The following is a 13,837-nucleotide window of genomic DNA, read 5'->3' as shown; positions in this document are numbered from 1 at the left end:
GGTCGGGGGCCGCGGGCGCAGGGCGGCGATCAGTTCGGCGAGGTGCGCGCGCTCGGCCGCGGTGAGGTCGGCGATGTCCCGGTGGCGCAACACCTCGGTGTCGTCCGCGGCGACCCGCAGATGCGGCGCGTTCCCACCGGTGTCGCCGCCGTCCGTCGTGGTCAGCGCCGCTGTTGCGGCGCGGCGCGGCTGCTCCCCGGACCGCGGCGTGCGCGCCGGGACGGTACCGCCGAACCAGGCCGAGAACGCCGAGTCGTACCGCGGGATGTCGTCGGGACCGCGGCACAGCGTCGCGCGACCCGCCCAGTACACCTGACTCGGATCGCCCACATCCACCTGGCGGAGGGCCCGTGCGAACGCGGCGACGGCGTCCGACGCGACCGACAGTCCCGCCGCCGCGAGGGCGTGCGCGAACCCGGCGATGCCCACCAGCGGGTCACCGATGTCCGGGTTCGTGGACATGCCTCTCATCCCGCCAGGAGCCGGTCCAGTCCAACGCGGGCCACCCGTTCGAGGTCCTCGCGGTACTTGAGGACCGCGCCGAGCGTCGCGGCGGCGGTCTCCGCGTCCAGCACGTCCCGATCGAGTTCCCGCAGTGCGCGGGCCCAGTCCAGCGACTCGGCCACCCCCGGCGGCTTGAGCAGTTCCATCTCGCGCAGGGAGTGGACGGCCCGGGCGACCTGACCGGCGAGTTCGGCCCCGATGCCGGGGATGCGGCGGCGCAGGATCGCGACCTCCCGCGCCAGATCGGGGTGTTCGAGCCAGTGGTACAGGCAGCGGCGTTTGAGGGCGTCGTGCACCTCGCGGGTGCGGTTGGATGTGAGCACCACCAGCGGTGGTGTCGCCGCCCGCACCTCGCCCAGTTCGGGGATGGTGACGGCATTCTCGTCGAGCACCTGCAGCAGGAACGCCTCGAACTCGTCGTCGGCGCGGTCGATCTCGTCGACGAGCAGCACACACGGCGCTTCGGTGAGCGCCCGCAGCAAGGGCCGCGCCAGCAGGAACCGCTCGGTGTACAGCGAACGTTCGACCGTGTCGGCCTCGAGCATGCCGTCGCTCGCCGCCTCCAGCGTCCGCAGGTGCAGCAACTGCCGCGGGAAGTCCCAGTCGTACAGGGCCTGCGCGGCGTCGATGCCCTCATGGCATTGCAGGCGGATCAGCGGCAGACCGAACGCCTCCGACAACGCGGCCGCGAGCGACGTCTTGCCGGTGCCGGGTTCGCCCTCGCAGAACAGCGGACGTCCCATACGGATGGCGAGGAACGCGGCCATCGCGACGCCGTCGTCGGCGAGGTAGCCGGTGGCGTCGAGCGCCCGCGCCAGTTCCGCAGGCGAACCGACCGTCGGCGTGGAATCACTCACGCCCGCGAGCCTAGGTGAGTGCCGGCCCCCGGATACGCGACTCGGACAACCCCGCCGGCGGTCAACCGTCCGGCTCCACCCTGCCGCGGTCCTCGCTCAACCGCCGGAACATCGCTGTGGCGCCGAACCTCGCGGCCGCCCGTTCGACCAGTCCCGGCGCGATCTGCGCCAGCGCGAGCAGCGGGCGGATCGGCGCTCCGCTCTCGACGATCTCGGGCCGGTCACGCCGAATCGCCCGGATCACGGCGGCGGCGACCTTGTCGGTGCTGGTCTCGCCCGTGATCCGGCCGGCCCTGATTCCGCGTTCCGTCATCCGCTGGTACATGCCGTCGCCCGCGATGAATCCGGGGCACACGACGGAGAAACCGACGGGCGAGCCCGCGTACTCCGCGCGCAGCGACTGGGTGAGACCGATCAGCCCGGCCTTCGTCGCGGCGTACGGCGCGCAGTACGCCGGACCGATCTTCGCGGCCAGCGACGAGATGAACACCACGTGACCACGACCGCGGCCCAGCATCCCGGGCACCACTCGGCGCGTGAGAAGCAGTGGCGCGGTGAGATTCACGTCGACCATCGCGGTGAGCTCGCCGGGGTCGAGTCGGGTGAAGGCCGAGACGTTCTCCACGCCGGCGTTGTTCACCAGCAGGTCGAGGGGGCCGACCGCCGTCTCGGCGCGTTCGATCAGCGAATCGAGCTGATCGAGTCGGTTCAGGTCCGCGGCCACGGCCTCGGCGCGCACACCGAGCGCATGCAGTTCTCCGACGACTTCCGCGAGTCGGTCCTCACGCCGGCCGGACACCGCGACGGCGACGCCCTCCCGCGCGAGGGCCCGGGCGACGACGCGGCCGAGACCGCCGGAGGCGCCGGTCACCAGAGCCGTGCGTCCCTGCAGTTGCTTCATTCCTCCGAGCTTTCGCGCTCGGTGGAGGGGAGTCAACGCTGTGACGCCCCGCATACGGCACGATGGACCGGTGGTACACGTCATCGACATAACAGATCCGGCCGACACCAGGCTGGACGACTTCCGCGATCTCAATTCCTCGGACCGGCGTCCCGACCTTCCCGAGGGCAAGGGCCTGGTGATCGCGGAGGGCGTGCTGGTGGCGCAGCGCCTGCTCACGTCCCGGTTCGACCCGATCGCGTTGTTCGGCGTCGACCGGCGGCTGGAGGAACTCACGGACGACCTCGCGGACGTGGACGTGCCGTTTTACCGGACGACGGCGGATGTCATGGCCGAGGTCGTCGGGTTCCACCTCAACCGGGGTGTGCTCGCGGCGGCGCGCCGCCCCGCGCCGCTCGAACTGCCGGACGTGCTCGAGCACGCCCGGACGGTCGCAGTGCTCGAGGGCGTCAACGATCACGAGAACCTGGGTTCGATGTTCCGCAACGCGGCGGGCCTCGGCGTGGACGCCGTGGTGTTCGGCAAGGGCTGCGCCGACCCGCTGTACCGCCGGGCGGTCCGGGTGTCGATGGGGCACGTTCTCCGGGTCCCGTTCGCGCACGTCACGAAGTGGCCGCACGACCTGGACGCCCTGCGGGAGCGGGGTTTCCAGCTGATCTCGTTGACCCCGAACCCCGAGGCGGTGACGCTCGCCGAGGCGATGACGGGGGAGAAGGTGGCGTTGCTGCTGGGTGCGGAAGGCCCCGGCCTCACCGAACACGCCATGCGGGCCACGGACATTCGTGCCCGCATCCCGATGGCACCCGGCACGGACTCGCTCAATGTCGCGACGGCGGCGGCGATGGCGTTCTACGAGCGCGTCCGCACGGGTCGGTGAGAATGCTGCACCCTCATTCCCCGTATCCGCAGCCGACGGGAACACCGTGGTTCACGGGACTTCTCGTGGCGGGGTTCGCCGCAGCCGTGGTGGCGGTCGCGATCATGGCCTTCGGCTCGCAGCTCGCCCGGATCAACCTCGTCCTGGCGGTGGTCCTCGAACTCGTCGTGGTCGCCGGGGTCGCGCCGTCGGTGTGGCGGCTGCGCCGGACACCGGTCTGGCGGTGGCTGGTCTACGGGGCTGCGACCGGAGTTGTCGCCGGCTGGACGGCGCTGCTCGTCGGTGCCGCCTGATTCCGCCTGACTCCGCCTGACTGCGCCTGACTCGGGCCGGGGTCGTCAGAAACCGAAGTAACGGCGGAGGAGTCCGCCTTTCCGGGCCGGCGGCGGAGCGGGCGTGGCCACCGGGACGGGGACGGGAGCGGGGGCAGGTAGTTCCACCTCGGCTTGTTCCACCTCGGCGGGAGGCTCGATTTCGGGACCCTCGCCGGGCGGGTGAACGGTGAAGCCGAGCACGGTGAGCTTCTTCGGGTCGATCTCGGTGCCCTCGGGGGCGCCCGTGTACCGGAAGCCCAGCCATTCCCGGTTGGCGCCCTCGGCGAACTGCTGCGGGTGGAACGGCAGCGACTGCGGGTCGGGCAGGACACCCGCCGGATGTTTCAGCGGAAAGTCGCCCGCCCAGAACGGCCTCTCCCACACCAGGGGGAGGCCGAGGTCCTCGTGGATGTGGACCGGCGTCGCGCTGAACGATCGAGTCAGGTGCCCGTCCTCCCACGTCGCGAACGAGCCCCACGCGATGTCGGGCTTGGACGCCACGTAGTACGTCTTCGCGAATTCGGTGGGCCGGACGCGTGTTTCGGGCAGTGTCGACGGTCGGGGGACGGCCAGATCGGGCCCGCACACGACGGTGACGCCGGGGTAGGAACCGATGTGCACGGTCCCGGCGGCGTCGAGCCGTGCGGCCTCGGCCAGCGGAACCGGGCCGGTGGGGGTGGCCACCAGGTCGGGATAGAGACGGGAGGCGAGTTGCTGCGCCGCGCCCTGATCAGGCTCCGGGTGGCCGCGCAGCACAGCCGCAGGGTCGGGGACTTCGACGTACCAGATCGTTGATACCTTGGCCCCCACGGTCATCCCTCTCTTCCGGTGTCTTCCTGAAAGAGTACGACCCCGACCGTGTTTCCGGCCTGCTCACCGCGCAGACGGTCAGCGTCCGCTGCTGCGGACACCGAGCAGGACGTCGTCCCAGGACGGGAGGGCGGGTTTGCCGCGCTTGTCCTTGTTGTTCGTCTGGTGCGGGGCGATCTTGGGTGCGGCGGGTTCCTCGGACGGGGCGGGCTCGTCCTCGGGTTCCTCGGTGACGTCGGCCTCGATGATCTCCTCGGGCTCGATCGTCGGCACCTCCACCTCGGTGGGGAACTCGGCGAGTTCGAGTTGCTCCGGCTCGTCGGACGCCACCGGCGCCAATCCGCGGAGCGGACGGCCGAAGTCGGGATCGATCAGGTCGAACGCGGTGTCGTCGAGCGCGACGATGGTGCCACCGTGCGCGTCCGGCTGGTACCGCCAGTGCGCCGCGTTGGTGGTCCGCCCGGCCTGCCACTGCAGCTGGGCGACCCAGTGATTGTCCTCGTCGCGCCACGCATCCCACGTGGCGTCGTCGATGTTGTGTCCCCGAGCGCGGAACGCCTGCGTGACGATCTCGGCGAGAGTGGGAACGGCGGGGCCGTTGTCGCGGACCGGATGTCCGCCCTGCGCCATCTCGGCCGCACGGGAACGTTCGAGCAGGACCGGATACGCGAACCGCTCCACCTTCGCCAGGGGGATACCGGCCTCGTCGGCCACCTGTTCGACGGAGGCGCCGGCACGGATGCGGGCCTGGATTTCACGGGGCCTGAGCTGACTGTCCATTTCGATCTCAATCTGGCCGAGTCGAGCGATGTCCCCGCGGGATGCGGCGCGGAGTTTGTCATCGGCGGGAAGCCGGAATTTTTCGCCGGTACTGGCATCTGCGCACACGACGTGCGATCCATCTGGCTCGAGACCGATCACTCGAAGCTCTCGCACGTTGACCTCCTTATCGCGCCGGCTCGCGACTTTGCACCTGGGCAACTGTAATTCATTCGTGACAGCCCGCGCGGCAGGACACGCGCGGGTAAATCCCGTCCCGGCGTCGCGGCCGCGCTAGGCTTCGTCGTTTCGTGATCGGTCCGTCCTGCGGGGTGTGCGCTGCCTCGTGCGGGTGGCCTCGACCGGGTCGATCGCCGGTGCAGACCAGTGTTCGGCCAGCTCGAGGCTGGGTTCGCGGCCCGACGCGACGTGCCGGTACGCGACCTCGGCGGCGCGGTCGGCGTCGCCCGCCGCGATCGCGTCGTACAACTCGGCGTGCTCGTCACATTGCTGTCCGGGATCGCGTTCCTTGGTGAGGTGGAACAACCACTGCACGCGCGTCGCGAGCGGTTGCAGCATCGACTGCAGCAGGGGACTGCCGGACATCTCCACGATGACGGCGTGGAATGCGGCGTTCGCGGCGGCGATGGCGGGCTTGTCGTCGCGCGCTGTGGCCGAACGCGCCGCGGTGAGTTGGTCGCGCAGTGCCGTGAGATGGGAGTCGTCCGCTCGCTGCGCGGCGAGCCGGGCCGCGAGTACCTCGAGGCTTTCGCGGACGTCGAAGAGGTCGCGGACCTCGTCGACGCCGAACGGGGCGACGATCGCTCCGCGCCGCGGGACGATCACGACGAGTCCGTCGGTCTGGAGCTGTTGCAGGGCCTCGCGCAGCGGGATTCGGGACACTTGCAGTTCCGCGGCGAGGTCGCGTTCGATCAGGCGCTGGCCCGGCGCGAGCTGCAGGTTGACGATGCGCCTGCGCAGTTCTTCGTACGCGGTCTCGCGCAGTGACTTCGGCGCCGACGCGTCGGTTGCACCGTTCACGCGGTCTCCTGTCGTCATGGTGGCCACGTCAGCCACCGTAGAGCGCACCCGCGCGCCGCCCTCGGGTGGATGCGGGTCCTTACGTCTGTGTAACACGGCGGAAATGACGCGCCCCCAAGATTCAAATAACGGTATACCGCTAACTGTGGCGGTTCCTGAGTCAAGGAGTCCAGCGCGTGAACACGACCTTCTCCGCCCGAGCCCGAACCCTCGTCCCAGCGCTGTGCGCGGCCGCGACTCTCGCGGCGACCCTGACAGCCTGCGGGTCGTCGGACGCCGGCACCGCCTCCGGTGACACCCTCCGCGTCGGAGTGTTCTTCCCCGGCTCCGTCTCCGACACGGGCTTCATGGAATCGGGATACCTCGGCTACCAACGTCTCGAGGAAACCCTCGGTGACCGGGTGGAACTGAGCTACGTCGAGCAGGTCGCCGCCGCCGACTACCAGCAGGCCCTGGTGCGGTTCGCGACCGCGAACGACCTCGTCGTCTCGCTCGGCGGTCAGACGGACGCCGACGTCCGCAAGGTCGCACCCCAGTTCCCCGACGTGAAATTCGTCGAGATCGGCGGACCCGCCGACGCGTCCCCGCTGCCGAACCTCGCCTACTACGACCCGCAGCAGGCGGAGGCCGAGTTCCTCAGCGGAGCCGTCGCGGCGACGGCGTCCGAGACCCCGTCCGTGTCGTTCGTCGGCGGCGTCGAACTGCCCGCCATCGTGAACGCCGCGAAGGCCTTCGGCAACGGCGCCGAGTTCGCGCGGCCCGGCACCCAGGTGCTCACCCCGCAGTACCTGGGCGACTTCAACGACCCGGCCAAGGCGAAGCAGGCCGCGCTCGCCAACTACGGCGCCGGCGCGGGCGCGGTGGGACAGATCGTGAACCTCGGCAAGTCCGGGCTGGAACAGGCTGCCACGCAGTCGGGCGCCCTGATGGTGGGCGGGCCGATTCCCGGCGACTGCTCGAACCCCGCCTACGTCGGCTACGTGCACACCGACATCGGCAAGGAAGTGGAATACGCCGTCCAGTCCGCCCTGGACGGGACGTGGAAGGCCGAGAACGTGGCGTTCGGCCTGACGTCACCGAACGGGGGCACCGACTTCCTGCTCTGCAGCGCCGACCCCGCCGTCGCCGACGCACTCGGCAAGGCGAAGACCGCCCTGGCCACCGGTGCCGTCGAGCCCTACCGAGCGGGCTGACATGAGCACACCAGCACTGCAACTCACCGGAATCGGGAAGAGCTTCGGCGACGTCCTGGCCCTCCGCGGTGTCGACCTGTCGGTGCAACCCGGCACGGTGCACTGCATCCTCGGGGAGAACGGGGCCGGGAAGTCGACGCTCTGCAACGTGGTGTACGGCGGTCTGCGGCCGGACACCGGAACGATGACCCTGGCCGGTCGCCGATACGCGCCCGGTTCGCCCGCGGCCGCGATGGCGGACGGCGTGGCGATGGTGCACCAGCACTTCAGTCTCATCGGCACGATGACCGTCGCCGAGAACCTGCTGCTCACCGGACGGGGACTGCGACTGCGCCGCGCGGAACTGCGGACCCGCCTCGATCGACTCGCCGACGACTATCACCTGAGGATCGATCCGGACGCGCTGGTCTCCGCCATGCCGATCGGTGCGCGGCAGAAGGTCGAGATCGTGAAGGCCCTGCTCACCGACCCCGCGTTGATCCTGCTGGACGAGCCGACCGGGGTACTCGACCCCGGCGAGATCGACGCCCTGATCGAGACGTGCCAGGCCGTCGCGGCGGCGGGCAAGGCCGTCGTCCTCGTCACCCACAAACTCGGTGAGGTGGCCCGCGTCGCGGACGCCGCGACCGTATTGCGCGGGGGTGAGGTGGCAGGCGGGGGCCGCATGTCGGAGCTGACGATCCCCCAGCTGACGACGGCGATGGTCGGAAGACCGGTGTCCGAACTCGGTCCGGTGCTCGCCGCGGGAGTCGGCGCGGAGAGCGACGGCGGCGCGATGCCCGAGCGGCGGGCGACCGGCCCCGTCGTCCTCGGGCTCCGCGGCGTCCGCGCCACCCGGGCGGACGGCAGCGTCGCCCTGTCCGGCGTGGGGCTCGAGGTGCGGGCCGGCGAGATCGTCGGGATCGCGGGCGTCGAGGGGAACGGGCAGAGCGAACTGGTCGCCGTGCTCTCCGGTGCCACCCGACCCGAGTCCGGCACGGTCACGCTCGGCGACGCCGACATCACGTCGGCGTCCCCGGCCCAACGCACCCGGCTCGGTCTCGGGGTGGTGCCGGAAGACCGCCACCGGGAGGCGATGGTGGCGGAACTGTCCCTGTCGGAGAACCTCTTCCTCGGCCGCCTGCACCGCTTCCGCAGGATGGGTCTGCTCGACCGCCGCCGGATGGACGCCGCGGCCGGGGACCTGATCGAGCAGTTCTCGGTACGGACACCCGGACCGGGTACATCGATGGGTTCGCTGTCGGGCGGCAATCAGCAGAAGGTCGTCCTCGCCCGCGAACTGTCGACGGAGAACCTGCAGTGTCTGGTCGCGGCGCAGCCCACCCGCGGACTCGACATCGGGGCGGTCGAATTCGTTCTGAACCAACTCCGCGGCTGCGCGTCCGCGGGAAACGGAGTCCTGGTCGTGTCCAGCGAGATCCCCGAACTGCTCGCGCTGTGCGACCGCATCTTCGTCAGCTACCGAGGGGCCCTGCTCGGGCCCGTCGACACGGCGGCGGCCACTGCGGGGCAGCGCATCGGTGAACTGATGACGGGAACGGCGGCATGACTCGACTTCGAATCTGGGTGCATCACCCACTTCCGGTGGCAATCGCCGCGATCGCGGTCGCGGGACTCGTCGGACTGCTCCTCGCCGCGGCCGCGGGTGCCCCCGTGCCCGAGACCGTCGACGCGCTGTCCGAGGGGATGTTCGGCAGCAGCTACGCGATCGGAGTCTCGCTCAACACTGCCGCGGTGCTGGCTCTCGTCGCGGCCGGGTTCACCGTCGCACACAGGGCCGGACTGGTGAACGTCGGTGGCGAGGGCCAGCTGTGCGTCGGGGGCATCGCCGCGACCGCGGTCGGCACCGCTCTCGGGGAGGACACCCCCGCCCCGATCGCCGTCACCGCGGTACTCCTCGCCGCGGCCGGCGCCGGGTGGGCATGGGCCGCGATCGCCGCGTACCTGCGGGTCCGCCGGGGCACGAGCGAGATCATCACGACGCTGCTGCTGAACTTCGTCGGCCTCGCGCTGGTGCTGCTGATGGTGCACGAGCCCAGCCTCCTCCGCCAGCCCGTCACGTCGTCGGAGACACTGCCGCAGTCCGCGCCGCTGATCGAAACCGCGCACCTGCCGTTGCTGGGGATCGAGCGTTCGCCGGGGACGATCGCGCTGTGGATCGCCGTGGTCGCGGTGCTGATCGTCGGCGTGATCCTGCGCCGGACGGCGGTCGGCGTGCGACTGCGCTCCGTCGGCCTGAACCCGGACGCGTCGGCGCGGCTGGGACTGCCGGTCGGACGGCTGCGATTTCTCAGCCTGTCCTCGGCAGGCGCGTTCTCCGGGCTCGCGGGCGGGATCCTCGTCGCGACGGCGCCGTTCGTGCTCGTCGAAGGATTCTCCTCCGGCTACGGGTTCTCCGGTCTGGTCGTCGGACTCCTGGCGCGCGGTTCCATGCTCGCCGTCGGCGCCGTGTCGCTACTGCTCGGCTTCCTCGTGTCCGGTGGAATCAATCTTCAACTCGCAGCCGGTGTTCCGGCATCGACCGTGTCGATCGTGGAATCGCTCATGATCATCCTGATCGCGGGAGCGGTGCTGTGGACCGCGACCGGCGGGAGATCGAGATCCGCGGCCGCGACGACGGCGAAGACCCACGACGTCCCCGACCTGGCTGGAGCGAAGCAATGATGAACACGGTGTCGGACATCGCCGTCAGCGGCGTGGGATTCGCACTCCCGATCCTGGTGGCCGCGAGCGGGGAACTGGTGAGCGAGCGGGCAGGCGTACTGAACCTCAGCCTCGAGGGCATGATGCTGACCGGGGCGTTCGCCAGCGTGCTCGGCGCCGTCGCCACCGGATCCGCGGTGGGCGGTCTCGCGGCCGGACTGGCGGCCGGGGTGCTGTTCGGACTGCTGCAGGCACTGCTGAGCGTCACGCTGCGGGCCGACCAGATCGTGGTGGGCATCGCGAGCAACGCCCTCGCGCTCGGTGCCACCACCTACGGCGCCCGGCTGCTGCTCGCGGACGGCAAGGGGCAGAATGCCCCAGGTTTCGCGGCACTCGAGATCCCGCTGCTGCACCGGATCCCGATCCTCGGACCGGCTCTCTTCTCCCAGACGGCTCTCGGCTACTTCTGCTTCGCGGTGGTCGGGCTGTTGGCCGTCACGCTGTCGCGCCGGACGCGGGCAGGTCTCGTCGTCGACGCGGTCGGGGAGGACGCGAAGTCGGCCGACTGGAGTGGACTGCCGGTGCGGAAGATCCGCTACCTGTGCGTGCTCGTCGCGGGACTGACGGCGGGATTGGCCGGCGCGCAGCTCGCGCTTTCCGAGGTGCGGTCGTTCAGCGACAACATGACCGCCGGAATCGGGTACCTGGCCGTCGTGGCCGTGATCGCGGGCAGGTGGCGCGCGCTCGGCGTGATCTGGGCGTCCGTGTTCTTCGGGATCGCGCAGGCGCTCCAGTTCGCGTTGCCCGCGCTCGGTGTCAGCGTCCCGTTCGCCCTGCTCGTCATGCTGCCCTACGTGATCGCGATCGTCGCGGTCAGTGGATTCATCCGCAACAGCCGCTCACCCGCAAACCTGACCGTCGCGTTCGCGCGCGCGTCCTGATCGATCTCAGCGAGGAAACCCTTGTGACACTGATCCTTTCCCATTCCGACGTGGCCGGCCTCATCGACCGCGCCGAGGTGTTCGCCGCTGTGGAACGGGCGCACGCCGACCTGGCCGCCGGGACGGCGTCCGCACCCGCCCCACCCGCCATGACCCTGCAGTCCGCGGCCTTCGTCCCGATGGTCGCGGCGGCTCAGTCGGCCGGCGCGGCCGCGGTGAAGATGCTCGTCGATCTTCCCGGCAACGCCGCCCGCGGTCTGCCCGTCCAACGCTCGGCCGTGCTCGTGACGTCCGCGGACACCGGCGAGTGCGAGGCCCTGCTCGACGGCCGCCTGATCACCGCCGTGCGCACCGCCGCCGCCAGCGCCGTGGCCACGAAACACCTCGCCCGCCGAGGCAGCCGGGTGCTGGGATTGGTGGGCGCCGGGACCCTCGCCGTCGAACACGCCCAGGCGATCACCCGGGTGTCGGACGTCGAGACGGTGCTGGTGTGGTCGCGCTCGGACGCGACGGTCGAGGAATTCCGCAGCCGAACAGAGGATCTCGGAATCTCGGTCAAGCCGATGGACTCGCCCGAGGCGGTCACCCGGTCTTCCGACGTCCTCTGCACACTCACGCCGTCGAGGGACCCGATCGTGCGGGGAGCCTGGTTCGGCGAAGGCTTGCACGTCAACGCCGTCGGTGCGCCCCCGCGCGCGGACCACCGGGAGATCGACGGCGAGGGCATGCGGCGTGCCCGGGTGGTCGTCGACTCGGTGGCCACCACCATGACCAAATCGGGGGAGACGCTGCTGGCGCTCGCCGAGGGAGCGATCACCGAGGACGACGTCGCGGTGGAGCTGGGCGACGTGATCGCGGGCCGCACCGTCGCCCGCACCTCCGATCGGGACATCACGCTGTACAACTCCGTCGGGATYGGCCTCCAGGACCTCGCCGCGGCGCGCATACTGATCGACAGAGCCCGGGAACGGGGCGTCGGAACAGAAGTGGATTTGAGTCGATGAGCCAGAGCGATGTCGACGACGCGGACCTTGCGCACCTGCGGCGAGCCATCGAACTCGCCGACGAGACGGGCGACGCGGGCAACAGACCGTTCGGGGCGGTGGCGGTGGGGGCCGACGGTCACGTGATCAGCGAGGGCGCCAACTCCGTCGCGACGTCCGCCGACGTCACCGAGCACGCGGAACTCGACGCGATCACCACCGCCTGCGGGGAGGGACGCACCGGCGACCTCGTCGGCGCCACCATGTATGCCAGCGGTGAGCCGTGCCCGATGTGCAGCGCGGCGATGGTGTGGGCCGGCATCACGCGGGTGGTCTACGCGGCGTCGTCCGCGGACTTCTCCCGGATACTCCCGGACGGTCCCCGGTTCACGCTGGGCTGCTCCGACGTGCTCGAATCCGCGAGCGTCGAGATCGAGGTCAGCGGACCGCATCTCGGCGACGAGGCGCTCGCACCGTTCCACCGTTTCCTCGACACGGACTGACCCCCGAACGCCGTCAGCCCCCGGCACCGAGGTGCCGGAGGCTGACGGACGTGGGTGCCGGGACTCAGCCGAGCTGCGAGACGACCCAGTCGATGCTCTTCGTGAGCTGCGAGACGTCCTCGGGATCGATCGCCGGGAACATGCCGACACGCAGCTGGTTGCGGCCCAGCTTGCGGTACGGCTCCGTGTCGACGACGCCGTTGGCGCGCAGGATCTTCGCCACCTGAGCCGCGTCGATCTTGTCGTCGAAGTCGATGGTGCCGACCACCTGCGAGCGGTGAGCGGGATCGGTGACGAACGGGGTGGCGTAGTCGCTGGCCTCGGCCCACTGGTACAGGCGCGAGGACGAATCGGCGGTACGCGAGGTGGCCCAGTCGAGGCCACCCTTGCCGTTCAGCCAGTCGATCTGGTTGGCGAGCAGCAGCAGCGTCGCGACCGCCGGGGTGTTGTACGTCTGGTCCTTGGAGCTGTTGTCCACGGCGATGGGCAGCGACAGGAAGTCGGGGGTCCAGCGACCCGAATCCTTGATCTCCGCGACGCGCTCGAGCGCCTTCGGGCTCATCAGCGCGATCCACAGTCCGCCGTCGGCCGCGAAGCACTTCTGCGGGGCGAAGTAGTACACGTCTGCGTCGGCGACGTTCACCGGCAGGCCGCCGGCGCCGGACGTGGCGTCGATGGCGATGAGCGCATTCTCCGAGCCCGCGGGACGCGAGACGGGGATCGCGACACCGGTGGACGTCTCGTTGTGCGCCCAGCCGATGAGGTCGACGGACGGATCCGAGACCGGCTCGGGCGCACTGCCCGGGTCGGCGGAGACGACGATCGGGTCGCCGATGAACGGGTTGTTCTTCGCGACCGACGCGAACTTGGAGCTGAACTCACCGTTCGTGAGGTGCAGCGACTTCTCCCGGATCAGGCCGAACGCGGCCGCATCCCAGAACGCGGTGGTGCCGCCGTTGCCGAGCACCACCTCGTAGCCCTCGGGCAGAGAGAACAGATCGGCGAGGCCGGACCGCACGCTGGCGACGACGTCCTTGACAGGCTTCTGGCGGTGGCTGGTGCCGAACACCGAGGAGCCCACCTCGACCAGCGACTGCAGCTGTTCGGGCCGAACCTTCGACGGTCCGCAGCCGAAACGTCCGTCGGCGGGCAGGAGGTCTGCGGGGATGATCGGTGTGGAGGTCATCGCTACTTTCTGTTCCTTACTGGTTCTGGCGGGGGAGACGGTCAGCTGGTGTGGGCGATCTGGTCCCAGCCCTCGACGGATTCGGGGGTGCGGGGTGCGGGTCCGGTGTAGATGGCGGCGGGGCGGACGAGCTTGCCGAGACGCTTCTGTTCGAGGATGTGGGCGCACCAGCCGGCGGTGCGGCCGCAGGTGAACATCGCGGGCATCATGTGCGCGGGGACCTCGGCGAAGTCGAGGATGACCGCGGCCCAGAATTCGACGTTGGTTTCGATGGCCCGGTCGGGGCGGCGTTCGCGCAGTTCGGCGAGGGCGGCCTGTTCGAGGG

General features: G+C 70.3%; 15 protein-coding genes and 1 pseudogene. 8 read left to right on the top strand and 8 right to left on the bottom strand.

The window, feature by feature from the left end; all coding sequences use genetic code 11:
• The 3 genes and pseudogenes from AC1D1G_RS30690 to AC1D1G_RS30680 all read right to left on the bottom strand — a co-directional run.
• A pseudogene (locus tag AC1D1G_RS30690) lies at nt 1–471 on the bottom strand (vWA domain-containing protein); the annotation flags it as partial.
• Nucleotides 468–1,361, bottom strand: a complete 894-nt coding sequence (locus tag AC1D1G_RS30685) for an AAA family ATPase (protein WP_477954997.1) — start codon at nt 1,359–1,361, stop codon at nt 468–470. The pseudogene AC1D1G_RS30690 and the gene AC1D1G_RS30685, both read right to left, overlap by 4 nt.
• Before the next feature lie 61 nt (nt 1,362–1,422).
• Nucleotides 1,423–2,262: an SDR family NAD(P)-dependent oxidoreductase gene (locus tag AC1D1G_RS30680; protein ID WP_477954996.1), complete on the bottom strand. Its 840-nt coding sequence runs from the start codon at nt 2,260–2,262 to the stop codon at nt 1,423–1,425.
• 70 nt (nt 2,263–2,332) lie between these two features.
• On the opposite strand from AC1D1G_RS30680, the gene AC1D1G_RS30675 reads away from it, so the two are divergent.
• Complete coding sequence (locus AC1D1G_RS30675; RefSeq protein WP_477954995.1) at nt 2,333–3,139, top strand: TrmH family RNA methyltransferase; 807 nt, start codon at nt 2,333–2,335, stop codon at nt 3,137–3,139.
• A 2-nt stretch (nt 3,140–3,141) separates the two neighbouring features.
• Complete coding sequence (locus AC1D1G_RS30670; protein WP_283330740.1) at nt 3,142–3,432, top strand: DUF2537 domain-containing protein; 291 nt, start codon at nt 3,142–3,144, stop codon at nt 3,430–3,432.
• 45 nt (nt 3,433–3,477) lie between these two features.
• On the opposite strand, the gene AC1D1G_RS30665 is transcribed toward AC1D1G_RS30670, so the two are convergent.
• From AC1D1G_RS30665 to AC1D1G_RS30655, 3 genes are all read right to left on the bottom strand, one after another.
• Nucleotides 3,478–4,269 carry a DUF6928 family protein gene (locus AC1D1G_RS30665; RefSeq protein WP_477954994.1) on the bottom strand — a complete coding sequence of 264 codons (792 nt, stop codon included), beginning with the start codon at nt 4,267–4,269 and terminating at the stop codon, nt 3,478–3,480.
• 72 nt (nt 4,270–4,341) lie between these two features.
• Entirely contained in the window at nt 4,342–5,199 is an 858-nt protein-coding gene (gene sepH, locus AC1D1G_RS30660; protein WP_009478031.1) for a septation protein SepH, read from the bottom strand.
• Between the two features lie 117 nt (nt 5,200–5,316).
• The gene (locus tag AC1D1G_RS30655; RefSeq protein WP_283330742.1) at nt 5,317–6,063 is read right to left on the bottom strand and encodes a GntR family transcriptional regulator; all 747 of its coding nucleotides are present in this window, start codon (nt 6,061–6,063) and stop codon (nt 5,317–5,319) included.
• A gap of 176 nt (nt 6,064–6,239) precedes the next feature.
• Here AC1D1G_RS30655 and AC1D1G_RS30650 point away from each other — a divergent pair, with 176 nt between their 5' ends.
• Genes AC1D1G_RS30650 through AC1D1G_RS30625 form a run of 6 tightly spaced genes read left to right on the top strand, consistent with a single transcriptional unit; the run spans nt 6,240 to nt 12,326 of the window.
• Nucleotides 6,240–7,256 (top strand): BMP family protein, encoded by a 1,017-nt coding sequence (locus tag AC1D1G_RS30650; protein ID WP_477954993.1) that lies wholly within the window; start codon nt 6,240–6,242, stop codon nt 7,254–7,256.
• A 1-nt stretch (nt 7,257) separates the two neighbouring features.
• The gene (locus AC1D1G_RS30645) at nt 7,258–8,805 is read left to right on the top strand and encodes an ABC transporter ATP-binding protein (protein ID WP_477954992.1); all 1,548 of its coding nucleotides are present in this window, start codon (nt 7,258–7,260) and stop codon (nt 8,803–8,805) included.
• Nucleotides 8,802–9,920 carry an ABC transporter permease gene (locus tag AC1D1G_RS30640; protein WP_477954990.1) on the top strand — a complete coding sequence of 373 codons (1,119 nt, stop codon included), beginning with the start codon at nt 8,802–8,804 and terminating at the stop codon, nt 9,918–9,920. The genes AC1D1G_RS30645 and AC1D1G_RS30640 overlap by 4 nt, the downstream gene beginning before the upstream one ends.
• Nucleotides 9,917–10,840, top strand: a complete 924-nt coding sequence (locus AC1D1G_RS30635) for an ABC transporter permease (protein ID WP_283330746.1) — start codon at nt 9,917–9,919, stop codon at nt 10,838–10,840. The genes AC1D1G_RS30640 and AC1D1G_RS30635 overlap by 4 nt, the downstream gene beginning before the upstream one ends.
• A gap of 23 nt (nt 10,841–10,863) precedes the next feature.
• Nucleotides 10,864–11,844, top strand: coding sequence for an ornithine cyclodeaminase family protein (locus AC1D1G_RS30630; RefSeq protein ID WP_283330747.1), 981 nt, complete (start codon nt 10,864–10,866; stop codon nt 11,842–11,844).
• Nucleotides 11,841–12,326 (top strand): nucleoside deaminase, encoded by a 486-nt coding sequence (locus tag AC1D1G_RS30625; protein WP_280778597.1) that lies wholly within the window; start codon nt 11,841–11,843, stop codon nt 12,324–12,326. The genes AC1D1G_RS30630 and AC1D1G_RS30625 overlap by 4 nt, the downstream gene beginning before the upstream one ends.
• A gap of 64 nt (nt 12,327–12,390) precedes the next feature.
• On the opposite strand, the gene serC is transcribed toward AC1D1G_RS30625, so the two are convergent.
• Nucleotides 12,391–13,512, bottom strand: a complete 1,122-nt coding sequence (serC, locus tag AC1D1G_RS30620) for a phosphoserine transaminase (protein WP_280778596.1) — start codon at nt 13,510–13,512, stop codon at nt 12,391–12,393.
• 41 nt (nt 13,513–13,553) lie between these two features.
• Nucleotides 13,554–13,837, bottom strand: a 284-nt coding sequence (locus tag AC1D1G_RS30615; protein ID WP_477954988.1) for a citrate/2-methylcitrate synthase, incomplete at its 5' end; no start/stop codon positions are given.

It is taken from the genome of Rhodococcus sp. P3_B8 (assembly GCF_056402775.1).
Note: the sequence above shows the minus strand (reverse complement) of the source record. Positions and strands in the feature narration are given on the sequence as shown.

Excerpts from the sequence above, each read along its gene's own strand:
- serC (WP_280778596.1), bottom strand. The coding sequence starts at position 13,512 with ATGACCTCCACACCGATCATCCCCGCAGACCTCCTGCCCGCCGACGGA.
- AC1D1G_RS30640 (WP_477954990.1), top strand. The coding sequence starts at position 8,802 with ATGACTCGACTTCGAATCTGGGTGCATCACCCACTTCCGGTGGCAATC.
- AC1D1G_RS30665 (WP_477954994.1), bottom strand. The coding sequence starts at position 4,269 with ATGACCGTGGGGGCCAAGGTATCAACGATCTGGTACGTCGAAGTCCCC.
- AC1D1G_RS30625 (WP_280778597.1), top strand. The coding sequence starts at position 11,841 with ATGAGCCAGAGCGATGTCGACGACGCGGACCTTGCGCACCTGCGGCGA.
- AC1D1G_RS30670 (WP_283330740.1), top strand. The coding sequence starts at position 3,142 with ATGCTGCACCCTCATTCCCCGTATCCGCAGCCGACGGGAACACCGTGG.
- AC1D1G_RS30635 (WP_283330746.1), top strand. The coding sequence starts at position 9,917 with ATGATGAACACGGTGTCGGACATCGCCGTCAGCGGCGTGGGATTCGCA.
- AC1D1G_RS30680 (WP_477954996.1), bottom strand. The coding sequence starts at position 2,262 with ATGAAGCAACTGCAGGGACGCACGGCTCTGGTGACCGGCGCCTCCGGC.
- AC1D1G_RS30645 (WP_477954992.1), top strand. The coding sequence starts at position 7,258 with ATGAGCACACCAGCACTGCAACTCACCGGAATCGGGAAGAGCTTCGGC.